Here is a 21,395-nt window from a genome sequence, read left to right as displayed (position 1 = left end):
CTTGCTGTTTAAACGCCGAAGAATGATTTTAAAACCGTCGCAACGACTACCAGGAAAATGCAGCTGCCGAACCAGCTGGAGGCTACTTTACCGGTATCGTGCTCGCCATCGTTCCACTTTTTATAGACCTTGATTGCGCCGACCAATCCAACGATCGCGCCAATGGCATACATCAGGTTTGTACCGGTATCAAAGTAACTTTTAACCTGGGAGGTGGCCTGGTTTATGCCGGCATTACCATCCTGGGCCATAGCCATCGGTATCCCGGTAATCAGCAGCCATGCGGTGCCTGTGATTTTAAAGACGATTTGCAATGCGTCTCTAAAAGATTGTTTGCTGTTCGTTTTCATGCGCTTTGCAGTTTTTCTTCGTTCAACCAATAAGTTTGTAGTTCACTGTTTGTCAGGGTAAAGGGAAAGAGGTCAGCGCCTTCTTTTAGCAAGTAAGCGTTGATCTGATCTTCATAGGCAGTACCTGCCAGGTCCGGATATTTTTGAATTACCAGCCGGAAAAGCATCTCGAAATTCTCCTTGGACTCATTGGATTCGTTGATGACCCGGATCAGCGTTTTGGTTTCAGCAACCATTTCTGACAGGTCGCCCAGCAGATACGCGTCAGCTGCCGTAGGTCGCATCGCTTGGACGACGCCTGATTCCGGCCTATCGTCATCGGGTGAAGCAAATACCAGTTCTTCCTGGTCAACGATATCCATACCCTCAGTTCGGGTACCGCCGACGATAGCTGCCGCAGGCAGGATTAGATCGCCGCGTGAGGTATTGCGTTGCCTGGGCTGGTTACCGCTTAAGCGGTAAAATGTATTCTGCAATTCATGCCGGTAATAGGTCAGCACGATGAACGTGTAATAGAGCACGGCAATAACGACTATGCCTGTCAAGTATGCCGACCATGTTAAATGCTGTAACATAACGTAAGTATTAATTGACAACCCCATTGCTGCCATTGATAGTTCAAAGTTCCCTGTTCACAGCCTTGAAAGCCTCCGAGTTCATCCGACTCGGACAGCAACTTTTTCGCTGTCCATAAAAAAAGCGGCTTTAGGGACCGCTTTCCGACTGTTTACTTTAGTCGTTTCTGGACGCGAAGCAGGAACGCTTCCTTCATTTCATCGATATAGGTCGTTGGGCTTGGCCTGCTGCTTAACCAGTCGAAAGTGTCGTAAAAGTTACCCAGTGACACATTAAATACCTTTTCAATAAATTTTACAATGCTCTTCAGATTTTTTTTGCCGAAAGCCTCAGTCGCATGCCAGCAGTAGATCAGCTCGATCAAACCACATTTGGTTTGCTGCCAGTCGAAGTCTCCCATCTCTACATCAGTCACGATGACAGCATCTTTCTGGTGAAGGCGCTGTACTGCCGACTGGAGGTACTCCTGCAGCATTTCGCTGGCGAGAACCTGTGCCAGCTTATGGTCATGCGTCGTGCTGAAGGCCGGATCAAAATCGATCACGCATTGGTCCGGATCGAGATAGACATCATAATTGCCCCGAACAAAATAATAATCATCCAAATAGGTAGCCTGCGTCCTGACATATTGATAAAAAGACAAATTACATTCAAAGAAATGGTGCAGTACTTTCGCCTCGTTTTTCAGGTAATCTATGATGGCCATGCTATCGCCAATTGGTCGCCTGACCTCCAGGTTGAGTAAAGACTGGTAATAGATCAGCTGGGATTTAAATTTGGGCTTAATGTGTTTGAAAAATTGGATCTCTTCGGCAGGGGTGCCGGGATCGTTGACCTTGCAAAAGTCCTTCAGTTTTTTCAGGTATTTAACGCAGGCGTGGATACTTCTTTCATAACGTTTGATCAGCTGATCTTCCTCCAGCGCCAGCGCATTCAGGTCCCTGTTCAGATCTGCATATAAACGGTCGCTAAATTTAGTTAACATAGTTTATCGCTTTAAGTAAATCGCACTGCCACCGGTTTCCGATAACAGGTGTCTCAAACAGTGCTTGAAAGTATCATTTCTCCATACTGATTTAATTTAGGTTTTAGGGAAATAGGTTTTATCGATCATAAGGATCATCCGCTGCAGGAAATCTCTTACGATGGCTGCTGTACCCTGATCTGCGCTATAAAATGCGCGGTTGAAGCTTTTTAAGGATACCTGGGGTTGTTTCTTCGACTCAAAATGATCGGTGAAAAAGCGCATGATATTGGAAATGTTGGAAATTTGAAAGCACCCTTCTAAATAACATAGGCGGACAAAAAGCGCCAGTTGTGGCACTGACAGTACAAGGGGCAATCTTGATATCTTCGGTTCCTGGGTTTTAACGCGTTTTGACGATTCACCGTTCGAGGTCAATAGCACAGTTGTCCATTCACGCAGTAAAACATCTATAGGCTTACGGTTAACCGAAATTCCTATTTCTTGTAGCACTGGTTCAATGGCACTTAATCTTTCGTCGGCTAATTTTCCGCTATGAACGGTTAGATGATATTTCCTGTACCAGCTTTCAAAAGAGGTACTGTTAAAATTCTGCCGGTAAAGCAGGCCCGCGAAGCGGGCGGTATCGATGGTTTGTTCCTCTAACTGAAAATAGACAAGTTTCAACAGCTGGTCCATATAATTTGCCTGTTCGTAAGTTATGGGCTGTAGCCGCAATTGGTCCAGGCATTCTTCCATGCTCTCATAAAAAACGGTGACCAGGGACGGATCGATGGGTTGACGCTCCAGGAGGGGGGCGAGCGTTTCCACCTTTGTTCTGAAATTATTGCTGGTGATATCGCTTGCATATTGACTGATGCCGTGAAGCACATCAAAATGAGGATAAAACTGCTGACCGATGAAGTCAAGTAATTCCTGCAAGGTGTTCAACACCCTGATCAGGAGTTCACTTTTTCCCGGGACCATCGGAACATCCACCTTCCGAACCTGCTGAAAAATGATGTCAGAAAGCGTGATCAATCCGGCCTGATGAAACTGAACATACCGGCGGATGACATGATCCTTTGAAGGGCCGAATACCTCGCTGATCATCCGCTGTTTCAATTCGACACAAGCGGTATGGAATTGGTCGTACAAAGCCCCCTGTCCTGCTGAAGTGCCGCCGCTTTTTATTATTTCGTTATTGTTAAGAATAATACCGACACATGCTTCCAAATTTGATAATTCCGACTTAAGCAAAATACTGATATATTGATTTCCAATGAGAATTAGCTATAAATACTGAAGGTTCAGGGTTTGGTATATTGGTAAATAAATTAAATAATATTTAACTTTACATTAACATTTACCAGCGATTCCCGTATTGACGGTGGTAACAATAATGGTTACCGTCGCCGTAGTGGGGTCCGTCTCGGTGGGCTTTGTCGACTCACGGTAATCTTTAAAATTTCCCCTATTTAAGTCGCATATTGTTTCTGAACTTTTGTGCAACCTTTTTGATTTGATGTTTTCATAACGGTGATTTTTAGTTCAAAACTACCGGGATGAAAGGCGAACCTAAACTTTATTATACAGAGGGGCAATTGTGATATATAGAAAGCCAATTGCTCACAAAAACGTTATCATGAGCAAATTAAAGGTCATTTTATTAAGGCATATTTTAGTGTGGGCGCTGTTCATAGGGTATGAACTTGCCGTCATCAAGTTCACTGTCGGCCTGATCGCCTCACCTCTCCAGCTATGCATATATTATTCTCTCAATATCTTATTATTCTACTTAAACGCTCATGTCATTCTTGATTTTGCATTCTTCAGGACAACACGGCCATACCTGATCGCCATATTGCTGATCCTCGCAGAAATGTTGTTCTTCCTATGGGTAAAACTTCATGTAGATGCCTGGCTTGCAGGCGGTACAGCGGTTAATTACGCCTTGACCAAAGCCCATGAAAAAACCTACCTGACCAATATATTCCGTGAAATATTCTTTATCGGATTTAGCATAGCTTACTGGTCTATGCTATACATGGTAAAATTCAAGGAGCAGAACCATGTCATGGAAAAGGCGCATCTAAAACAGGTTGCCCATACGCTGGAACTGGAAAACAAATACATCACAGCGGAAAACGCCTACCTCCAAAACCAGATCAGCCCGCATCTGCTGTTTAACTCACTCAATTTTATTTACAACGCTGTTCATAATCATTCGGATAGGGCCGGTAAAGGCGTGATGTTACTTTCAGAATTAATGCATTATTCATTGTTGAGCAGCCAGGACAACCGCATGGTAAGCTTAGCGGAGGAAATTAAGCAGATCGAAAAATTGATTGAGCTGAGTACCCTGCGGTTTGACAACGAGCTGTATTTAAAGCTTAGCAAAAAAGGAAGGCTGAAGGAGGTGCAGATTCCACCGCTGATCCTGGTTACGCTGGTGGAGAATATGCTCAAGCATGGCGACTTGGGCGAACGGAAACATCCGGGCAGGATCGACCTCGAAGTCACTGAAGATGCTTTGATCTTTAAGACCGCTAACCTAAAAAGATTAAGCACGCCACATTTAAAAAGCGGCTTAGGACTGAAAAATATTCAAAAGCGGTTAGCCAACCTTTTTCCGGACAAGCACCGATTTAATAAAATAGATAATCCAACAACCTATATGACAGAACTGATCCTATACCTATGAATTTTAGCTGTTATGTGATCGACGATGAGCCGGATGCCATCGCCATCATGAAAGAATATATTGAAATGACTCCAGGGCTGACACTGGTCGGGCATTCACAAAACCCGCTGGAAGCGCTACCAAACCTGACCGGAGAATATGCTCCTGACATCACGTTTATTGACGTCGATATGCGGCAACTATCGGGGCTTGAATTAGCTGAGATGGTGAACCTGTATACGACCGTTGTTTTTACTACGGCTTTCCCGCAATATGCGCTGGAGGCATTTGACCGCGAAGCCTTCGATTTTTTGCTTAAGCCGATTAATTATGAGCGCTTCGCCAAATGCATCCAGCGGGCAAGACGGAAAATCGCCCGGCCCGGCAGATGGTTACAAGCGATCCGCGACGATTTCTTCACCATTAAGAGCGAGGTGAAAGGAAGGCTGGTCAAGATCAGGTATGAGGAAGTGATTTATATGGAAGGTTCCGCAAATTATATCCATATCTACACGACCGAAGGCAAGCATACAACCTATTTGACCATAAAAGAGATCGAAAGGCACCTGCCCACATCTCTGTTTGCCCGTATCCATCGCTCATTTATCGTCAATGTCAATTTTGTAAAAGTTATAGAGCGCGCGCAGATCAGGCTACAGGATGGTGAGCGTATCATGATGGGAGATCATTATAAACAGGCTTTCCTCGCCAGGATGGATAGCAAACTGATTAAGACGGATCGGTCTGCCTGATTTTATGTCTTTGCCTTGCCATTTTCGACCGCATCCATTTCGCCAATAGAAAGTAGGTGATCATTTCCTGCTGCCTTTGCTGATCAGTAAATAACCGGTTGAGATGAACATGGATCAAACTGAGCAAATAATCGTTTTTATCATCATTGCTATTTATTCGGACACCCAATGCCATGGCTTTTGACTGTATACTTTTTAACCAGTGCAGAAGCCGTTTGTCTGCAAAAGGTTGGCTATGGGTTAAAAAACGATCCAAATCACCACTGTTTTCACGATATTTCTTATCAAGATCTACACTGAGTTGACGGCCTTCAAATTCCTGGATATAGCCCTCAAATGCTTCCTGCCAAAACGCTAATTGATCTTCCGGGCTTGGATAAAAACCTTCAGCGATCAACTTAGCCGTCAGCGCCGCCGCTAAAAAAGCTGGAACCCCTTTACCCGTTTTTACTGATTTAATGAAATATAGCACAAATGAACTGCTGAGCCAAAAGAACTCCTCCGTTTCCTCAATTCCAATGGCCTGGTACCGTTCCAGCTCCCTGGTATAAACATCTAATTGGTATTCTCTGACCAGGTGTTGCTGAACATTATCTTCCAATATCACCCTTAAAGCCGCCAGAATATGGTCCACGTCCTCTGGCGCAATCTTAAAACGTAGCCGGATATGCGGCGCATGGTCCTCATACCGAATAAAAAACCAGCGTGTAATTTTCCCATGTGGAAAGCGCTTTTTGATTAAAGGTTCCAACTGAAGTAGTAACCGGTTTACGGAAAGCCTCGGAACATAAAGTTTCAGGTAAAGCCATTCGGTGCCTGGAACAAATTTGCGTTGTTCGTGCAGGACATTCTCCCTGTTGGGGACCACGTTTGGCATATTCAGCGGTTCTTCCGGTAGCATAAATGCGTTGAATTGAACCTGGTATCGACGGCCTGAGGAGGATTCCACGACTGAGCCGTCTGATTTTAACGGAAGATATTCACGAAGGATCACCTGGTTTTTCGAACGCACCGATTCCCTGAATAAGACCATATCCGCTGAACTTTCCCGATTAAACACCAATTGCTGGTCGCCTTCCGAAAGAACGAACCAATGCGGAATGCCGTTTTTATCTGCCATTCGGCTAAAAGCAGCGATCCAGTCTTCTTCTGTAAGGTTTGGAGGAAAATCGTCGCTTCCGATGATCCACGTTGCCCGGCTGAGAATGACCTGCCGATAACTCACACGGGGGTAGTACCGGAAACCTGGAAAATAATTGATCAGGTCAAAAGACAATTGTGTGCGGCTGTACTGATAGGAAAGGTCTGCTAAAAAACGGAAGAGCGGCAGTTGGTCTATACTATGATTATACGCGCTGGTCAGACGCGGGATAACGTATTTTTGGTACTTTCTGCTATATAAATAGATCAGATCACCGCTAACTTCTACATATAGATCATCCAGCCTGAGCGTTTCTGCGGTGTCATCACCGGGTATACCGGCCAATAAGGGCAGCTGATAGGACCATACTTGCTCGCGCCTGTTTACATTATCGATATGGGCATCGCTGGTATGCAGTATTTCGGCAAAAATGATTTCCGGGTTTAATCGTTCCGTTTGTGCCGCCATTTCCCGGCTGGCATCCAATATCTCCTGGTCAGCCACAGTAAATCTACCGATCAATGCAGCGGGATTGGCCCCGCCCGCAGTTTCAATAAACAGGCCGTCTCCCGTAAGACTGAACAATACAGAAAAGCCCAGTCCACTCAGCATTTTCGCACCTTCCGTTAGTTGCATAAGGCCAGCCTCATTAAGAGCCATAGAATTTTGCTGCATTCGCTCCATTTCAAGCCAGGCGGCCATTAAATACCGGTGCACCGCGGACCATGGAGCCGCGTTTTCATGGTGTACACGTGGCCGGATATGGACGGTTTCTAAAAGCGGATTGGGGGATTCGTAGGGCTCCGTTTGATAGCCGATTCCTAACTCGGGATCGAGCGCCAGCAACAAGGGTAGGCGTTCATTTTCAAAGTGCTTTTGATATTGATTCTTAAATAAGGTAAGCGCAGGAAGTTCGTCACCAGGGCAAAGCCTGTTTAATGCCGTGATGCCCTGTCTCAAATATTGCTGGTATTTAATGTCAACCATAACGCGCTTAGGATGACGAACTAGTATGGTATTAAAAAGATCATGGTCATCTTGAACCGGGTCATGGTTCGCCTTTTTCAGCCATTGCTTGCCTAAACTTTGAAATTCCGTTACATCCGGAAGTTGCCCAACGAAGTTTTGATTTAAATTAAATGCATGACGTCCGCTAATACCAGGACGGTTTTTGCTTAACAATATTTGAGCGTCTTTAAGAAAATCAAAATACTCAGAACTATCCGCTAAACTGCAATGGGCCTCCTTACAGATTCGGTGGATGATCATTTCCGTCGATTTTCCATTCCTGCAAAACTGTAGCAGGTTGCTGAGCACTTGCGAATAGGGTGATGACTGTAACTGAAAGCGCTTTTGTTGCTCCGGACCGGATTCCTCCTTGATGAAGCGATAGAACTTTTTAACCCGGTAGAGCGTCGGGTTGGGTTCAAATAAATCCGTTAAATGGTATTCGTCCGCTCGACGGTCTGACATTTTCCGGAAAAGCCATTCCCCGGGTTGAACAAATACGCCAAGCTCCGCAGGTGCCTCGGTTAATTCAATTCGGCCTGAAGCAGCCCACTTGCCCATAGTCACAGAAGCAAAGAAACCGAATGGAACCGGTCGGAAACGGGCGCGGTTCAAGTAACGGGTGAGTGTGATGATTTCCCGTGCCGTCATCTGGGAGGGTTCGAAGTCAACCTTTGCCAGGCGGTTATAAAATTGCGGACTTGCCAGATAGATGGCGGTCCTAAATACAGTGTCCCGAAGAGCGGTTTTAAGGTTGTGCCGATAATGATCGGTTGCAAAAACGGGTATGCGAAAAAGTACAAATTGCGAAAAATGATAGCTCATAGGAATTATAAAATTATTAATAGAAGCAAAACACAGGGTTTTCTACTCGCTGCGATTTATTTACTATTACGATAATTTGCACCTGTTGTGTATCATTTAGTTAATCGTAGTGGACTGCAACGGCATATGCCGGAGCTGTCCAAAAGAATTCGTAACGCTAAAAGGTGCCTTTTCCTCCGGGCACCAACGTAATTTTCAACTGCCTGTAAACATTACGGTAATCGTTGGCCCCTTCGCCGCTTATGCTTAAGTCCAGTGCCTTAAGATCATTTACGAACTGCAAGAACCATATCAAGATTGATGAAGAAATAGCCATTGGAACGGAAAAAGCCGACCATAGCCCTTTGGGCGCCTCGTCCGGCAATTGTAGCCGGAAGGGCGGTCGTCTTTTGCCGCAATGATATGCTTTTCCCCCGCTCTCCATCAAAAGATTGCTGCGAAAAATAGCCAGTGAACCCTTTCGATCAGGTCCGTTCATTTAGCCTTTGCTGAGGCAAATTTATACCTCTTCGGCTTGAAAGGCCAGGCTTCGTGACCGAAAATAATTCCTCCGCTGTGCTCCTGAATTTTTTTCTATGTCAGCCTTGCAAGCCAGCCCCCCGCGCAAATTTTCTGCCTCTATCAAAGGCCAAATGAATTTTAAAAACTAATGGTCATTGAGGAAAAACAGAATAATTAACAATAAAAAAGTAATCATGGAAATCACAGGAAGATTGGTAGCAGACGCTACCGTGAGAGCAGTAAGCGAGGACAAAAATGTAACAGGTTTCAGGGTAGCGGTTAACCGCACCTATCAGTCGCAGGGCGAGCGCAAAGAGGAAACCGCCTTTGTAGAGTGTACCTACTGGCGCACCGATGCCATAGCGCCCTACCTGACTAAAGGCATGTTGGTGACTTTGAGCGGATTTATGACCGCCCAACCGTGGGTGAGCAGGGACGGGGAGCCAATGGCAAGCCTGCAATTCCGAACCGAGCAAATTCAAATGCTGACCAAATCGGCTAACAACCAACGGGGATAAGGAGAATAAAAGGACGAAAATCAGGTAAAAATTTAATAATCAAAGGATATGAGCGTAAGAACAGTGTGTTGGGATATCGCCCATGAATGGGCGAACCGGCAGGACGGTAGCGGGATTGGCGCAGGTGGTAATATGCTGTATGGTGGTGGGTGTGTCTATTCTTATGGCGACCATTTTATCATTGCAAAGCATGTTCAAAATCAGGCAGGCGAACGGGCGGTATTATTTACAGAACGTACCTACAGCCAAACAACGGCAAAACATATCGCCATTGTACGCAACGCTTCAAGCCACTTGAATATTATCAATGTGGCTGACCCCGCAATGAACCATGAGGAATTATTTGCGGATTGGAAAGAACGCATCATTGCCGTTGCTGAAAAGTTAGCGCGGGCTAACCGCCCGCAGAAGTATGCGACGACGATTGCCGACCTGTACAGTGAGGCGCAACGTTATGCGGATTTCTTTGGTTTGGCTATACCTGAACAATTAGCCCAAGCAGGGGATATTCGGGACTGTGCGCAGTTTGCGGACTATCTCGCTCATGACCGCGAAGAAAGGGCAATTGAACAGGCCAGACAAAAGAAGCGTTCCCAAAAATTGCAGCAAGCTAAACTGAAAGCGTGGCGGGCATTTGAAACCGACAGGTTTATCAGTACTGACGGATGGGACTATCTGCGTTGTAACGTGAAAACCTGCAAGGTGGAAACTACCCAACAAATCTCCTTTACACTGTCGGCAGGCCAATTCCTTTACCAATCTATTAAGGATGGTTCTGCTAAAGTAGGCCAGTATTTTCTGCGGGACTATCTTATCGTAGAAATCAACCGCCAGTTTATCCGTATCGGCTGTCATAAGGTGGCCATAAAAGAAATCAACCGATTTGCTTACCAACAGGGATGGCTTTAAGCCATCCCGCTAAAAAATAAATAGCATGCAACCATTAAATTTAATGAATAATGTGGCTAAAGCAAGGCTTTTGCACAATCTCTTAAGGGAAGAAATACCTGAATTTTTAGGGTATCTGAACGAACTGTCCGAAACCGTTTTAAATGACAAAGAGCGCATTCGTGCAGAATGGAATAACGGGATAATGCCCGCAGATATGTGGTTTAAACTCGCTGAACAGATACAGGCCGTTATCGCTAAATATCCCAAAGACCTGTACCGCTCGGCAAACGTATTTTCTGACCAGTTATTCGATGGTTTTTTAGCCATCTTCACAAGGCAAGCCCTTTACAACTACACGCAACTGGAAAAGCACACCGACCCAAAATTCAAACCCGCAGTTGAACTTTTATTTACCTGAAATGAAAACAACACATCATTTAACACTACTGTGCGGATTGATTTTGATAGCCCTCTGTTCTGTTATCCGCTACCAAATCGGCAGACGCCGGTTTAACCGCAGGGGCGTAGGGGGTTTACAGCATTTCCATACTTATCAAAAGTATGTGGTAGTAACCACCCTTGAACGAATAATCATGATAGTCGCCAATCTCTGCGGTTTAGCGGGACTTGTATTACTGGCTGTCGCAGGCATTAACCATCTAAAATTTTAAGATTATGAATACGCAATTTTTTCAGCAGATAGCAGGATTAGGATTTACAGGAAATTTCCTGCTGAACATCCATCAGGACGAAACGGGAGTACAAACCGTTTCCGTTGTACTCAAAAAAGACAAGGCTGTGAACGGGTTGCCCCCGATGCTCTTTAAGGCCACCGCATCAGAACTGGATGAAAAGTTTTTTGAGGAAATTAAACAGCCTGTCAAGCAAACGGCAGGGTTGATAACCAACTTGGAAACCTACCAAAAGGAATTGGAAAAGGTCAAAAAGAACGGAAAGAATGATAAGGATAAAGCAGTCAAAACTACAACTGCCGAAACCGACGAGGAAAAGGACGACGAACCCGACCTGTTCAGCGCACCCGCCGACGACACCGAAGTCAAAGCGGAAAAGAAACGGTTGTTCGATGAAGCGATGGACAAGTCTAAGGAATTGGCTAAACAGATGAAATATGTCGAAGCGTTGGCACAATTACCCGACCCTGCTGACTACCCTGATAAAGCAGAACTGATTGAAAGCAGGCGTAAGGAAATAGAAGCGGGTAAGGAGATATACGAGAAATTAGCAAACCAATTTAAAGACTAATCACATCGCCATGAAAACAATGATTTTACCGAGGATTTTCCTGCACAGGGAGAACGGTCAGGAAATCCGCTTAACAGACCCTAACGACACATTTACCATCACCGATGTACAGAACTTTTTTGCAGGCACCTATCCGGTACTGACCAATTCTAAAATCATCGGCCCTGAAATCAAAAACGATGAAGCCGTGTACCGCTTCGAAAGCACGATGGGAACGAAAGGATAGCCATGAAAAAGCAAATGAAAAACAGAGTAATTAAAATCAACACGAAAGGCGACCAATGGAAAATACAGCAATTGTTCGGGGAACTGGCAGGGCGGTTAGACCGCCTGCCCGATGCCGACGAAGTAAGGCGCAACCCCTTAAGGAGCGCACCCGCAGGCATAACGGAAATGGTTTTTTAAACCATAGCTTTCAGCCTTTTTGGTCGTTTGACGGAAACAGGGAAAAGACAGCAAGGGAGTATTTTCACTCCCTTGCCAATCTCTGCGGTTTCTATCAAATACCCGTACCCCAAACAGATTTAGCCTTTCCGCAAAATATTTACAGCACTTGGCAGGAAGTCGCTAAACAGGTGAGCGGGATAGACCGCAACCATCATTGTGTAATTATCAGGGACAGAGGAAAAAGAGCGGTATTAAGCGTGGTTACAACCTACAATTTAAGCCATTGTTTATTCTATATCCCTGTTCGGCCTTACTGGCTATGGTCGCAAACCGCAGGGCAGGAGCGCATTACGGAATTAATCACGGTTATATTCGCCTACCTGCACCAAGTGGTTGACATTCCCTTTTATGCTGAAAACGGCACTTTCATGGATTGCCAGTATGACACACTGGAAAACTGGATAAATGAAGCTGAATACGAAAATGACAATGATGCCGAAGAAAAGGCATGGCGTGAACATCAGGAGGCCACCTTATATGAAATGAAACGGGCAGGCGGGCATATCATGCCTGTCATTAAAAATCCACTGTGGTTAAAAAGGATGGAGCAAATTATAACCGCCTATCATCACCGTGATAATTATGAACTGGAATGGGAACAGTTGGCTAATGATTTTTTACAGTTGTACCGACAGTATCCTAAACGGTCGGTTAGTGACAGCATCCGTGATGATTTGATATATCCTGACGAGGAAGAACGGATAACGGTTGAACAATATATCAGTTTCTATTGGAGCGACAGGGATTGTTTTCAGGATGAATTGATGGATATGATCAATTGCAGCTTTCAGGAAATAGCGGTACAGGACGAACCCACCATTGTACATTGCTTTGACACCCTGCCCGATACCGAACGCAAGGATTTTGATTTCGAAACCCGATTGTTTGATTTGATTGAACGCCTGCGGGATTTACTTAACGACTACGACTATGAAGAACATCACCCAACAGTTTAACAGCGGGTTCGAACCCTATAAAGCCCTGCTGATATACAGGCACGAAAAGGAGGAACAAATCAACCAGTTCCAACGCAATGAAGCCGAAACACAGATTTACGTGGAAAGCTACGATATAGGCCGAAACGGCAAACCCATCAATGCCCACCCGCTCTCGGTTAAGGAATTGACCGCCCTGCATGCTATCCTGCAAACCTCGCAGGAATTACAGGACACTTATCTGAAAAGTAAAGGCTTGCTTTCTAACAAGGTGCTGTATGTCAATCAACAGGCGAACGGCTATGCGATTTGGTACACCCCTCCACAGGAAGTAAACCTGTTTTTTATCGATGGCTTACATATCCCATCGGGGAAATTTCATATTCCGGCCATGCTTTGGAAAGCCAATGCAGATAGCTTGCATGTTTATGCCTTAAAAGGCAAGGCCAAGCCCCATGAGAACACTAAGCTCTGTTATGCGCCCTACCTGAATATCTATGGGAGCGGGCAGGTTTGTATGGGAACGGTACAAATCAATATCGGCAAAACAACCTGCTTAGAGGATTTCATGGCCACGTGGGAACGCTATTTTTTTAACAGCAATTTCAGCCATTCCATTAGCGGGAACAATAGTACCAAAACCAATACGACCGATTTATGGCGCTCCCTCGCAGGGTTGGGAAAACCCTTTCCGCAGGAAGAATTATTAACCACCCGTTTAACCCTTAAACAAATCATCCGATGAAAAAGAAAGCCAATAAAAAGCCTGCGGTACATATTGTACAAAAGGAATTATTACAGCCCTATAACCCTATCACCATTAACTTAATTGGCGCAGGTGGAACAGGTAGCCAGTTATTGACCGCCCTTGCAAGGATGAACCACGCACTAACCGTTTTAGGCCATGCAGGGCTTTTTGTCAGGGTATTTGACGACGACCGGGTAGACAACGCCAATTTAGGCAGGCAATTATTTACGACTGCTGAATTAGGCCAGTACAAATCTGTTGCCCTGATCAACCGTATCAATCGTTTTTTCGGCACCAACTGGAAAGCTGAAACCACCCGTTATGATAAGCAATCCTTAAAGGACAGGGATATAGCAAGCGCAGTGATTACGCTTTCTTGCGTAGACACGGTTAAAGCACGTTATGAGATAGGTGAGATATTGCAACACCTGACCAGGAATTACGGCGGTCGTAACCGGGTAAAATACTGGCTTGATTTTGGGAACAGCCGTTCAAGCGGTCAGGTCGTTTTATCGACCCTTGAAAAAATTACCCAACCCGCATCCGAATTATACCATCCCGTAGAAAGCCTGCCATTGGTTACGGAAGAATTTAAAGAACTGCTAAACACCTCGGCAAAGGAAGATAATATGCCAAGCTGTTCATTAGCCGAAGCCCTCACCAAGCAGGATTTATTTATTAATTCGGCATTGGCCAATTGCGGGGCATCCCTGCTTTGGCAGATGTTCCGTGAAGGCATATTATTCAATCGGGGGTTTTTTCTGAACCTTGCAGATTTCAGGACACAGCCCTTAAAAGTGGCTTAATATCATCAATCGGCCCCGCCGGAATTGTCCGGCGGGCGGGCATACGCCCGCCCCATTTCGCCCCGTGATTTCGCTTTGATTACCAACGGTCGGTGAAATCACGGGGCGCTGCATTTCAACAGACCTGGCTTAAAAATATTTAGCCAACAAATTGTACCAAATTAAATTCCCGATAAAATATGACCATAGTAATTACTGTAAAAAATAATTACGTTTGTAGATACATCGGCGGAACTTTCCGCTGAATTGTGATAAGGTTTAGGTAAAGCCTCGCTTGAAGGAGCGGGGCTTTTTTCATTCGATTAATGCTCCCAATGCCATAATTTTGTGATAGTTAATTTGCCGCCATGGAACAAGCTGATCTTTTAGCCGAACTGCACCGTCTATTTGCAAACGCGAAAAACATTGATGAATTTGAGTTCGTCAATATCCTGATCGGTTTCAGGGGGATGGGCGACCAGCGCGCGTTGACCCATCTGCATGAAAGCCGGGCCTATATCGCCGATATGAAAGCGCGGTACCTGGCGACAGAAAATCTACATTCGAAAGCCAGGCTTGGCCTGCATATTTACTGCCACATTTTTGAAATGGATGAGTTATATAACATCCTTGGCAATTTGCTGCGAATTACCGTCAACCAGCAATTAAGATACCTTCCCGATCTCTATACGGGCCGGGAAGATTATTTCACACCTACAGAAAAATTTCTAAAACTCCGGGCGTTGGCGGAGCAAAGCCGGTTTAACGCTTTTATTGATGATCTGGAAGGCTTATACTTCAATGAGATTCGTAACGGCTTTGTCCATTCGGCCTATTCACTCATCGAAGATGATTTTATCCTGGTCAGGGGTAACGGCGTTCCAATCAACGGCACCAGACATCAGAGTGTCAGTATCACCCAATTTCTGCTGCCGCTCATTGACCGGGCCATCGATTTTATCGATCATTTTTTTAAGCTGATCGATGATAGCAAATTGGCCTATACTCAGAATAAGGTTGTCCAGGCCCGTATGCCTGATTTGCAGCCGGTCGTTATTTTAGGTGACCCGGAAACCGGGTTGATCGGGTTCCAGACTTTTGTCGGTAGTTGGATTAAAATCCAGCCCGGCTATGGCTCCACTCAATTTGCCCAGGCCATGAATATCCGTTTCACCAGCCATATAGATCATCCGGAGTTAGGCGAGCGCCTGGAGGCCTATGTCGAAAAACTTACACCGCATGGTAAGGATTTTAATGCAGTACGCGACGAGGTGTTAGCAACTGGCGACGCGAGCCTTTTAAAGAACCTGGCGATGGTTTACTACAACTTTGGAAACAATGCGGCAGCAACAAAAGAAGGTAGACCCTTACGTCAGCAGGAGGCTATCTTGAAATCGGCTATTGAACGCTACGATCTCGCATTGGCTACTGATGCCAACTTCTCGCGTGCTTATCATAACAAGGGAACTGCTATGATCCAGTTAGCCAAATTACAGGATAATTATACCGCAGCAGTTAAAACCGAAGTATTGGCCTTATTTGATAAAACCTTGGCCCTTGACCCGCACATGTATGAGGCCTGGTTAAATTCAGCCCGTATATTGGCAGATCTTAACAATGAGGAAACCGATAAAGAAAAGCAGTTAACAGGCTTTTGGGAAAGTATAAAGCGCTACCAGAAATCAATTGAGATTCACCCGCATGATCATTTGGCATATGAAAACCTGGGCTGGTTATACAGGCGTCTGGCAAATCTGACAGAAACGGATGAACAGCTATACATCGAAGGCATTAAGGCTTATGAAATGGCCGCAAAACTTGATCCGGGTTTAGAGTCAACTTTGGCGCTGGCAACCTTCATTGGTGAATATGGAGAGGCTGTAGAAAATAAGCTGGAGGAAAAATCCAAGGAGGCGATTGAACTATTAGAACAAGCGAGGGCGGATTATGGCAATAGCGCCGACATCAGTTACCGCCTGGGTAATAAATACTTCCAGTTAGGTCAGGCAACCGGTAATCAGGATTTATTAAAAACTGCACTTCAGCAATTTGAAACGGCATTACAGTTAGATGCCGCGCACATAAAGGCAATGAATAATGCCGCGCATACGGAACTGTCGCTAAGCCTTTACGAAGCAGATGATGAGGTAGCGACCCGGCAGCTGACCGCCATCGCTACTAAATTAGAGAAACTTTTACAGCTCGATCCCACTCACGGGCACGGGTGGTATAACCTGGGCTTGTTACATCTGGAACTGGCGAAACGAAACGGTGGCATTGATACGCAGGAATTACTGGATAAAGGCATAGTCGAATTGGTTAAGGCAGATGCTTTAAATCCCGGCCTCAGTAACTTTGATTTGGCGAGGGCTTACGCGCTAACGGGAAGCAAAGGGGAAATGCTGGGATGGCTGAACAAGTGGTTAGCCAGTGCTAGACGAAACTGGGAAAGCGTTAGCTTCAAAGAAGATTTTGCGAAATTTCAGGACGATGAGGATTTCAGGAAGCTGACCGCCGCTTGATCGGGCAGTCAGCCAATCTTCATGCTGCCCGATCGGCCTTAATTTTGATTCGTTTACTTTTTACTTCCCCCGTCAATACTTTGTTAATATCATCAATGCTGTAATAAAGTATGCCCCCGATTTTGGTGAAGGGAATGGTGCCATTATCCCGCAGCGTCTGTAAGGTGTTGTCGGAAATCTTTAAAATGTTTTTTACCTGGTAACTTTTCAGCCACTTCCTGGGCTCTTCAATTGCCTGTCCTAATAGGCTTTTGATCTGATTCAGTAATTGCTGGCCAAACTCCTGCAAATCTTCTTTGGTTATGATTTCTGCTGCCATAATTCCTATCGTTTGATGTAAACTGATCCAAAGTTGCAGGACTTTAGGAATTATTTCCTCCGACTCAATCCGAGTCGGATATTAATTTTTTATGGTTTTGTTTAAATAAGACAGTTTTCAGAATAAGTAAAATGCTGATCTTAAAAACTTTTTCGAAGCCTTTCTGCTAACTCATCCGGCAACGGGCTATTGAGAACTGCATCAGCGGCCTTTTCGATATCATAGTCAAAGCGGATAAACCCGGCTGTTATATCAGTTCCAATGGTCAGTATCACATAACCACCCCGCGGGTCGCCGTCTTTAGGCTTACCGACCGAACCGGTATTGATCACCTGCTTATTACCAATGATGCGGTGATAGGGTAAATGTGAGTGAGCCGCGCAAAGGATATCCGCTTTTGCTTCATCCATCATTTGAATGACCTCATCTTCGGGCATATCTTCCAAAACGTACTCATCGATTTTACGCGGGCTGCCGTGTACCAGCAGGATTTGAAAGTCAGCGTACTCCAGGCGGATATGCGCAGGTAAGGTATCAAGGTAGGCCCGGTTATCAGCCGTTACCAACTCATAAGCAAAGCCCTTTATCTTTTCATCATGATTGCCTTTCAACGTAGCGATGCCGCGTTTGCGAACTTCAGCAATAATTTCATTCGGCCAGATATTATAGCCGATCAGGTCGCCCAGGCAATAAACCGCGTCCGGCTTTTGTTCGTCAAGACTGGCAAGGAAGGCCTCGAAGGCAGGCAGGTTGGCGTGTATATCAGAAAAAAGTGCAATTCTCATCTTAGCCGTTCCTTAACATGTCTGCATATTCATTGGGCAGCGGGCTATCCTCGACCGCTTTGGCTGCCTTTTCGATGTCATAATCGAAACGGATAAACTCGGCTTTGATACTCTCTTTATCGGTTTTGGAACTGTTTTCCGCAATGTGCAATAACACATAACCGCCTCTTGGGTCTTTGTCTTTCGGCTTGCCGACTGAACCGATATTAATGGCATGGTAGAACTGCTCATTTGCAGATAGTATACGGTGATACGGCTGATGTGTATGGCCAAAGCATAGGACATCGGCATCAGCCTGTTCCATGATGCGCAGCATGCTTTTTTCGTCACGATCCTCAAACAGGTATTCATTCACCTTGCGCGGGCTGCCGTGTACCAGCAATACATTCAGCTTATCGTTATTCAATTGAAACTCCAAACGGATATGTGCCGGTAAGGTACGCAGGTAAGCCCGCTGCTCGTCATTAACGATCTCGTTGGTATAGCTAATGGATATTTTACCCATCGCTTTTTCTTCGTCGGTTTTATAGGCGCAGCCGCAATCATCGCTGTGACGGCCAATACCAAAGTCATAGTTGCCGGTAATGCAGGGAATGCCGCGTTTCCGTATTTCGTCGATCACTTCGTTGGGCCAGATGTTGTAACCTACCAGGTCGCCCAGGCAATAGATGGCATCGGGTTTACGGGTTTCCACATCGGCAAAAAAGGCTTCCAATGCAGGCAAGTTGGCGTGGATATCAGAGAATAAGGCGAGTTTCATATTCAGGTAGTCGTTATGGTAGTTTTGTTGGCGTAGTATTTCTTGCGGAACCAGAAAGCGAGGTTGACCAGTGCGATCAGCGCAGGTACTTCCACCAGCGGGCCAATCACCCCGGCGAAGGCTTCGCCCGAGTTGATACCGAATACACCGATGGCAACGGCAATGGCCAGTTCAAAGTTGTTACCGGTAGCGGTAAAAGCAATAGAAGTACTGCGGCTGTAATCTGCACCAAAGGACTTGCCAATAAAGAAGCTGGCGATGAACATGATGGTAAAGTAGATCACCAGCGGGATAGCAATACGCACTACATCGAATGGTATCTGTACGATCAGGTTGCCTTTCAGGCTGAACATCACAATAATGGTGAACAGTAAAGCGATCAAAGTAATGGGTGATATGAATGGGACATATTTGGTATTGAACCAGGTTTCACCTTTGACCTTGATGAGCGCATAACGGCTGATGACACCGGCAGCGAACGGGATGCCTAAATAGATGCCTACAGATTTTGCGATCTCACCGATGGTAATGTTAACCGCCAATCCTTTCAGGCCGAACAATGGTGGCAGGAACGTAATGAACACATAAGCGTAAACACTGTACAGTAATACCTGGAAGATACTGTTCAGGGCGATAAGGCCAGCGGCATATTCCCGGTTGCCTTCGGCCAGTTCGTTCCAAACCACCACCATCGCGATACAACGGGCCAGGCCGATCAGTATAAGTCCGATCATATAATCCGGGTGGTCACGCAGCAAGGTAACCGCCAGTATGAACATCAGTATAGGCCCGATGATCCAGTTCAGCACCAGAGAGGCACTTAATACTTTGGTATTGCGGAACACTTCACCCATATTCTCGTATTTCACTTTGGCCAGCGGCGGGTACATCATTAATATCAAACCGATAGCCAGCGTGATATTGGTCGTTCCACTGGAAAAGGAGTTAATAAAAGTAGCGGTCGAGGGGATAAAATAACCCAGGCCCACGCCAATCGCCATCGCCAGGAATATCCACAACGTCAGGTAACGGTCGATAAACCCTAATCTTTTTCTTTCTGCTGCCGGTGCACAGTCGTTTGCGCTCATGTGTTCTAAGTTTCTATTTTATTGTAAACTGTATATTAATTCTTCCAGTAATATTTGATCTGTGCTGCTGCATACAGCATTTCCGAAGCAACCAGTTTCGCATCCGCATTAGCCGGGTAGTGCAGCTTAACCGCGAACTTATCCGGGGCAGCCATTAACGAAGCCGCATCATCATTTAACAGCACATGTACCGCTGCCGGGTCGCTGGCCTGGGCTTGTAACGATACCGGGCTGGCCGTATCATTAAACCGGGCATCCGTGCCGCTTACCTTGAAACCCATACCCGCCAATGCCGGTACCACCTTGTCAGTCGCGACCGGGCCGACACAAACTACCTTCGCATCCGTTACCCCGTTGCCGGCCAGTGCTGCAATCAGTACCGCTTTTGCCAAAGGAGCGGTCTGTCCGTCCGTGCCCAGCAGTTCGAAGACGACCGCCTTTTTTTGCTGTTTGGCCACAATGCCAACCTGCTCCACACTGGTTAGTGCATCCTGCCGATCCTGCGCGATCTTTGTTTTTTTCAATTCCTTGAAGGACAGCGCCAGTTCAGGAAATAAGTTCTCATTAACTGTGGTAAAGGCCGAGGTCACTACCAGTAACGCTGCGGCACAAATTTGTGATAAATTTCTCATATTAATTGGTTTATTGCGATTTTACGATTGATTAGGTTAAAAAAAAGGGATCAACCCTTTATATGGTGCTTTACAAAGTCAGCCGCATAGACTTTGATGAGATCACGCACCCGTCTGAATTCATCCATCACTTCTTCCGGCGTACCCGTGGCTTTCGCCGGGTCGGGAAAGTTCTCATGATAGCGCTCCACCTTACCGGGAAAGAACGGGCAGGCTTCGTTTGCATTATCACAAACGGTGATCACCTGGTCAAAAGGGATGCCCATATATTCATTTACGTGGTTAGAGGTATGTTTGCTGATATCGATATGGTCTTCGGCCATTACGACGATGGCTTTAGGGTTCACGCCATGCGTTTCAATGCCCGCGCTGTAAACATTGGCGCTTTTCCCTGCAAAATGGCGCAGGTAACCTTCGGCGATCTGGCTGCGGCAACTGTTGCCGGTACACAGGACTAATATATTTTTTTGGCTCATAATTTCTTTTTCATGACGATGGCCGATACCGGGCAAACATGGCTGAATTCGGATGACCGCTGCACTTCGGTGGGGACTTCTTCCCTGGTTATTTTACCGTAATGCTGCCTTTCAAAATAGGCCGGTGCGGTTTCGGTCAGCAGGTAAAGTTCCGATAGGCCTTTTAAGCGGCTCATATTGGTCAAACGTGCCAACAGTTTACCGGCGATACCCACACTACGGTGTGCCGGATGTACGGCCAAAGAACGAAGCAAACCGTACTGGCCATAAACTTCAACCCCGGCTACACCGACAACTGCGCCGTCCTGGATGGCAACAATGAAGTTGTCCAGCGTTTCCGGCAGATCAGCCACCGGCAGCCTTTCAGCCGCCAGCAACTCGATCAACGCATCTTTATGGGGTTGTGCCTGGTCAATGATCATTGCT

Annotated in this window: 26 protein-coding genes; 13 read left to right on the top strand and 13 right to left on the bottom strand. The window is 45.8% G+C overall.

Annotated elements, in window-relative coordinates; translation table 11 throughout:
• Nucleotides 1-8: 8 nt before the first annotated feature.
• From GWR56_RS06525 to GWR56_RS06510, 4 genes are all read right to left on the bottom strand, one after another.
• A complete protein-coding gene (locus GWR56_RS06525) occupies nucleotides 9-350 on the bottom strand; it encodes a DUF4134 domain-containing protein (RefSeq protein ID WP_238395319.1) in 342 nt (113 codons plus the stop codon).
• Nucleotides 347-925 carry a hypothetical protein gene (locus GWR56_RS06520; RefSeq protein WP_162430331.1) on the bottom strand — a complete coding sequence of 193 codons (579 nt, stop codon included), beginning with the start codon at nucleotides 923-925 and terminating at the stop codon, nucleotides 347-349. The genes GWR56_RS06525 and GWR56_RS06520 overlap by 4 nt, the downstream gene beginning before the upstream one ends.
• A 152-nt stretch (nucleotides 926-1,077) precedes the next feature.
• Nucleotides 1,078-1,911: an RteC domain-containing protein gene (locus tag GWR56_RS06515; RefSeq protein WP_162430330.1), complete on the bottom strand. Its 834-nt coding sequence runs from the start codon at nucleotides 1,909-1,911 to the stop codon at nucleotides 1,078-1,080.
• A 96-nt stretch (nucleotides 1,912-2,007) separates the two neighbouring features.
• Nucleotides 2,008-3,150, bottom strand: a complete 1,143-nt coding sequence (locus GWR56_RS06510; RefSeq protein WP_162430329.1) for a hypothetical protein — start codon at nucleotides 3,148-3,150, stop codon at nucleotides 2,008-2,010.
• 385 nt (nucleotides 3,151-3,535) lie between these two features.
• Here GWR56_RS06510 and GWR56_RS06505 point away from each other — a divergent pair, with 385 nt between their 5' ends.
• Both GWR56_RS06505 and GWR56_RS06500 read left to right on the top strand, forming a co-directional pair.
• A complete protein-coding gene (locus GWR56_RS06505) occupies nucleotides 3,536-4,594 on the top strand; it encodes a sensor histidine kinase (protein WP_162430328.1) in 1,059 nt (352 codons plus the stop codon).
• Entirely contained in the window at nucleotides 4,591-5,325 is a 735-nt protein-coding gene (locus tag GWR56_RS06500; RefSeq protein ID WP_162430327.1) for a LytTR family DNA-binding domain-containing protein, read from the top strand. The genes GWR56_RS06505 and GWR56_RS06500 overlap by 4 nt, the downstream gene beginning before the upstream one ends.
• Here the strand turns inward: GWR56_RS06500 and GWR56_RS06495 are convergent.
• Together GWR56_RS06495 and GWR56_RS06490 are read right to left on the bottom strand one after the other, a co-directional pair.
• Complete coding sequence (locus GWR56_RS06495; protein ID WP_162430326.1) at nucleotides 5,303-8,299, bottom strand: lantibiotic dehydratase; 2,997 nt, start codon at nucleotides 8,297-8,299, stop codon at nucleotides 5,303-5,305. The genes GWR56_RS06500 and GWR56_RS06495 overlap by 23 nt on opposite strands.
• A gap of 157 nt (nucleotides 8,300-8,456) precedes the next feature.
• Nucleotides 8,457-8,777 (bottom strand): hypothetical protein, encoded by a 321-nt coding sequence (locus tag GWR56_RS06490; protein ID WP_162430325.1) that lies wholly within the window; start codon nucleotides 8,775-8,777, stop codon nucleotides 8,457-8,459.
• 217 nt (nucleotides 8,778-8,994) lie between these two features.
• Between GWR56_RS06490 and GWR56_RS06485 the strand changes: the two genes are divergently transcribed.
• The 11 genes from GWR56_RS06485 (at nucleotide 8,995) to GWR56_RS06435 (ending at nucleotide 16,909) form a co-directional block, all read left to right on the top strand.
• On the top strand, nucleotides 8,995-9,318 hold the full coding sequence (locus GWR56_RS06485) for a single-stranded DNA-binding protein (protein WP_162430324.1): 324 nt from the start codon (nucleotides 8,995-8,997) through the stop codon (nucleotides 9,316-9,318).
• Nucleotides 9,319-9,366: 48 nt separating this feature from the next.
• Nucleotides 9,367-10,227 carry a hypothetical protein gene (locus GWR56_RS06480; RefSeq protein WP_162430323.1) on the top strand — a complete coding sequence of 287 codons (861 nt, stop codon included), beginning with the start codon at nucleotides 9,367-9,369 and terminating at the stop codon, nucleotides 10,225-10,227.
• A gap of 25 nt (nucleotides 10,228-10,252) precedes the next feature.
• Complete coding sequence (locus GWR56_RS06475) at nucleotides 10,253-10,627, top strand: hypothetical protein (RefSeq protein ID WP_162430322.1); 375 nt, start codon at nucleotides 10,253-10,255, stop codon at nucleotides 10,625-10,627.
• A 1-nt stretch (nucleotide 10,628) separates the two neighbouring features.
• Nucleotides 10,629-10,880, top strand: coding sequence for a hypothetical protein (locus GWR56_RS06470; RefSeq protein ID WP_162430321.1), 252 nt, complete (start codon nucleotides 10,629-10,631; stop codon nucleotides 10,878-10,880).
• A gap of 4 nt (nucleotides 10,881-10,884) precedes the next feature.
• Nucleotides 10,885-11,472 (top strand): prtrc system protein e, encoded by a 588-nt coding sequence (locus GWR56_RS06465; RefSeq protein WP_162430320.1) that lies wholly within the window; start codon nucleotides 10,885-10,887, stop codon nucleotides 11,470-11,472.
• A gap of 10 nt (nucleotides 11,473-11,482) precedes the next feature.
• Nucleotides 11,483-11,698, top strand: a complete 216-nt coding sequence (locus tag GWR56_RS06460) for a PRTRC system protein C (protein WP_162430319.1) — start codon at nucleotides 11,483-11,485, stop codon at nucleotides 11,696-11,698.
• 14 nt (nucleotides 11,699-11,712) lie between these two features.
• On the top strand, nucleotides 11,713-11,877 hold the full coding sequence (locus tag GWR56_RS06455) for a hypothetical protein (RefSeq protein ID WP_162430318.1): 165 nt from the start codon (nucleotides 11,713-11,715) through the stop codon (nucleotides 11,875-11,877).
• 170 nt (nucleotides 11,878-12,047) lie between these two features.
• Nucleotides 12,048-12,875 (top strand): hypothetical protein, encoded by an 828-nt coding sequence (locus GWR56_RS06450; protein WP_162430317.1) that lies wholly within the window; start codon nucleotides 12,048-12,050, stop codon nucleotides 12,873-12,875.
• Nucleotides 12,850-13,599 carry a PRTRC system protein B gene (locus GWR56_RS06445; RefSeq protein ID WP_162430316.1) on the top strand — a complete coding sequence of 250 codons (750 nt, stop codon included), beginning with the start codon at nucleotides 12,850-12,852 and terminating at the stop codon, nucleotides 13,597-13,599. The genes GWR56_RS06450 and GWR56_RS06445 overlap by 26 nt, the downstream gene beginning before the upstream one ends.
• Nucleotides 13,596-14,408, top strand: a complete 813-nt coding sequence (locus GWR56_RS06440) for a PRTRC system ThiF family protein (protein WP_162430315.1) — start codon at nucleotides 13,596-13,598, stop codon at nucleotides 14,406-14,408. The genes GWR56_RS06445 and GWR56_RS06440 overlap by 4 nt, the downstream gene beginning before the upstream one ends.
• Before the next feature lie 347 nt (nucleotides 14,409-14,755).
• On the top strand, nucleotides 14,756-16,909 hold the full coding sequence (locus GWR56_RS06435) for a lipopolysaccharide assembly protein LapB (protein WP_162430314.1): 2,154 nt from the start codon (nucleotides 14,756-14,758) through the stop codon (nucleotides 16,907-16,909).
• Nucleotides 16,910-16,928: 19 nt separating this feature from the next.
• Here GWR56_RS06435 and GWR56_RS06430 read toward each other — a convergent pair whose 3' ends face one another.
• From GWR56_RS06430 to arsN2, 7 genes are all read right to left on the bottom strand, one after another.
• Nucleotides 16,929-17,228, bottom strand: a complete 300-nt coding sequence (locus GWR56_RS06430; RefSeq protein WP_162430313.1) for a helix-turn-helix domain-containing protein — start codon at nucleotides 17,226-17,228, stop codon at nucleotides 16,929-16,931.
• Between the two features lie 140 nt (nucleotides 17,229-17,368).
• Nucleotides 17,369-18,013, bottom strand: a complete 645-nt coding sequence (locus GWR56_RS06425) for a metallophosphoesterase (RefSeq protein ID WP_162430312.1) — start codon at nucleotides 18,011-18,013, stop codon at nucleotides 17,369-17,371.
• 1 nt (nucleotide 18,014) lies between these two features.
• Nucleotides 18,015-18,773, bottom strand: a complete 759-nt coding sequence (locus GWR56_RS06420) for a metallophosphoesterase (protein ID WP_162430311.1) — start codon at nucleotides 18,771-18,773, stop codon at nucleotides 18,015-18,017.
• A 2-nt stretch (nucleotides 18,774-18,775) separates the two neighbouring features.
• Nucleotides 18,776-19,861, bottom strand: coding sequence for an ACR3 family arsenite efflux transporter (arsB, locus tag GWR56_RS06415; protein WP_162430310.1), 1,086 nt, complete (start codon nucleotides 19,859-19,861; stop codon nucleotides 18,776-18,778).
• A 35-nt stretch (nucleotides 19,862-19,896) separates the two neighbouring features.
• Complete coding sequence (locus GWR56_RS06410; RefSeq protein ID WP_162430309.1) at nucleotides 19,897-20,493, bottom strand: hypothetical protein; 597 nt, start codon at nucleotides 20,491-20,493, stop codon at nucleotides 19,897-19,899.
• A 50-nt stretch (nucleotides 20,494-20,543) separates the two neighbouring features.
• Nucleotides 20,544-20,969 carry an arsenate reductase ArsC gene (locus GWR56_RS06405; RefSeq protein ID WP_162430308.1) on the bottom strand — a complete coding sequence of 142 codons (426 nt, stop codon included), beginning with the start codon at nucleotides 20,967-20,969 and terminating at the stop codon, nucleotides 20,544-20,546.
• Nucleotides 20,966-21,391 carry an arsenic resistance N-acetyltransferase ArsN2 gene (gene arsN2 / locus GWR56_RS06400; RefSeq protein WP_162430307.1) on the bottom strand — a complete coding sequence of 142 codons (426 nt, stop codon included), beginning with the start codon at nucleotides 21,389-21,391 and terminating at the stop codon, nucleotides 20,966-20,968. Before arsN2 ends, GWR56_RS06405 begins: the two co-directional genes overlap by 4 nt.
• Nucleotides 21,392-21,395: the final 4 nt, after the last annotated feature.

Source organism: Mucilaginibacter sp. 14171R-50, assembly GCF_010093045.1.
GTDB lineage: Bacteria > Bacteroidota > Bacteroidia > Sphingobacteriales > Sphingobacteriaceae > Mucilaginibacter.
This window is presented reverse-complemented; position numbering and strand designations above follow the sequence as displayed.

What these genes read in the sequence shown, in the direction of transcription:
- GWR56_RS06525 (WP_238395319.1), bottom strand. Translation starts at nt 350, where the DNA reads ATGAAAACGAACAGCAAACAATCTTTTAGAGACGCATTGCAAATCGTC.
- GWR56_RS06520 (WP_162430331.1), bottom strand. Translation starts at nt 925, where the DNA reads ATGTTACAGCATTTAACATGGTCGGCATACTTGACAGGCATAGTCGTT.
- GWR56_RS06515 (WP_162430330.1), bottom strand. Translation starts at nt 1,911, where the DNA reads ATGTTAACTAAATTTAGCGACCGTTTATATGCAGATCTGAACAGGGAC.
- GWR56_RS06505 (WP_162430328.1), top strand. Translation starts at nt 3,536, where the DNA reads ATGAGCAAATTAAAGGTCATTTTATTAAGGCATATTTTAGTGTGGGCG.
- GWR56_RS06500 (WP_162430327.1), top strand. Translation starts at nt 4,591, where the DNA reads ATGAATTTTAGCTGTTATGTGATCGACGATGAGCCGGATGCCATCGCC.
- GWR56_RS06495 (WP_162430326.1), bottom strand. Translation starts at nt 8,299, where the DNA reads ATGAGCTATCATTTTTCGCAATTTGTACTTTTTCGCATACCCGTTTTT.
- GWR56_RS06490 (WP_162430325.1), bottom strand. Translation starts at nt 8,777, where the DNA reads ATGAACGGACCTGATCGAAAGGGTTCACTGGCTATTTTTCGCAGCAAT.
- GWR56_RS06485 (WP_162430324.1), top strand. Translation starts at nt 8,995, where the DNA reads ATGGAAATCACAGGAAGATTGGTAGCAGACGCTACCGTGAGAGCAGTA.
- GWR56_RS06480 (WP_162430323.1), top strand. Translation starts at nt 9,367, where the DNA reads ATGAGCGTAAGAACAGTGTGTTGGGATATCGCCCATGAATGGGCGAAC.
- GWR56_RS06475 (WP_162430322.1), top strand. Translation starts at nt 10,253, where the DNA reads ATGCAACCATTAAATTTAATGAATAATGTGGCTAAAGCAAGGCTTTTG.
- GWR56_RS06470 (WP_162430321.1), top strand. Translation starts at nt 10,629, where the DNA reads ATGAAAACAACACATCATTTAACACTACTGTGCGGATTGATTTTGATA.
- GWR56_RS06465 (WP_162430320.1), top strand. Translation starts at nt 10,885, where the DNA reads ATGAATACGCAATTTTTTCAGCAGATAGCAGGATTAGGATTTACAGGA.
- GWR56_RS06460 (WP_162430319.1), top strand. Translation starts at nt 11,483, where the DNA reads ATGAAAACAATGATTTTACCGAGGATTTTCCTGCACAGGGAGAACGGT.
- GWR56_RS06455 (WP_162430318.1), top strand. Translation starts at nt 11,713, where the DNA reads ATGAAAAACAGAGTAATTAAAATCAACACGAAAGGCGACCAATGGAAA.
- GWR56_RS06445 (WP_162430316.1), top strand. Translation starts at nt 12,850, where the DNA reads ATGAAGAACATCACCCAACAGTTTAACAGCGGGTTCGAACCCTATAAA.
- GWR56_RS06440 (WP_162430315.1), top strand. Translation starts at nt 13,596, where the DNA reads ATGAAAAAGAAAGCCAATAAAAAGCCTGCGGTACATATTGTACAAAAG.
- GWR56_RS06435 (WP_162430314.1), top strand. Translation starts at nt 14,756, where the DNA reads ATGGAACAAGCTGATCTTTTAGCCGAACTGCACCGTCTATTTGCAAAC.
- GWR56_RS06430 (WP_162430313.1), bottom strand. Translation starts at nt 17,228, where the DNA reads ATGGCAGCAGAAATCATAACCAAAGAAGATTTGCAGGAGTTTGGCCAG.
- GWR56_RS06425 (WP_162430312.1), bottom strand. Translation starts at nt 18,013, where the DNA reads ATGAGAATTGCACTTTTTTCTGATATACACGCCAACCTGCCTGCCTTC.
- GWR56_RS06420 (WP_162430311.1), bottom strand. Translation starts at nt 18,773, where the DNA reads ATGAAACTCGCCTTATTCTCTGATATCCACGCCAACTTGCCTGCATTG.
- arsB (WP_162430310.1), bottom strand. Translation starts at nt 19,861, where the DNA reads ATGAGCGCAAACGACTGTGCACCGGCAGCAGAAAGAAAAAGATTAGGG.
- GWR56_RS06410 (WP_162430309.1), bottom strand. Translation starts at nt 20,493, where the DNA reads ATGAGAAATTTATCACAAATTTGTGCCGCAGCGTTACTGGTAGTGACC.
- GWR56_RS06405 (WP_162430308.1), bottom strand. Translation starts at nt 20,969, where the DNA reads ATGAGCCAAAAAAATATATTAGTCCTGTGTACCGGCAACAGTTGCCGC.
- arsN2 (WP_162430307.1), bottom strand. Translation starts at nt 21,391, where the DNA reads ATGATCATTGACCAGGCACAACCCCATAAAGATGCGTTGATCGAGTTG.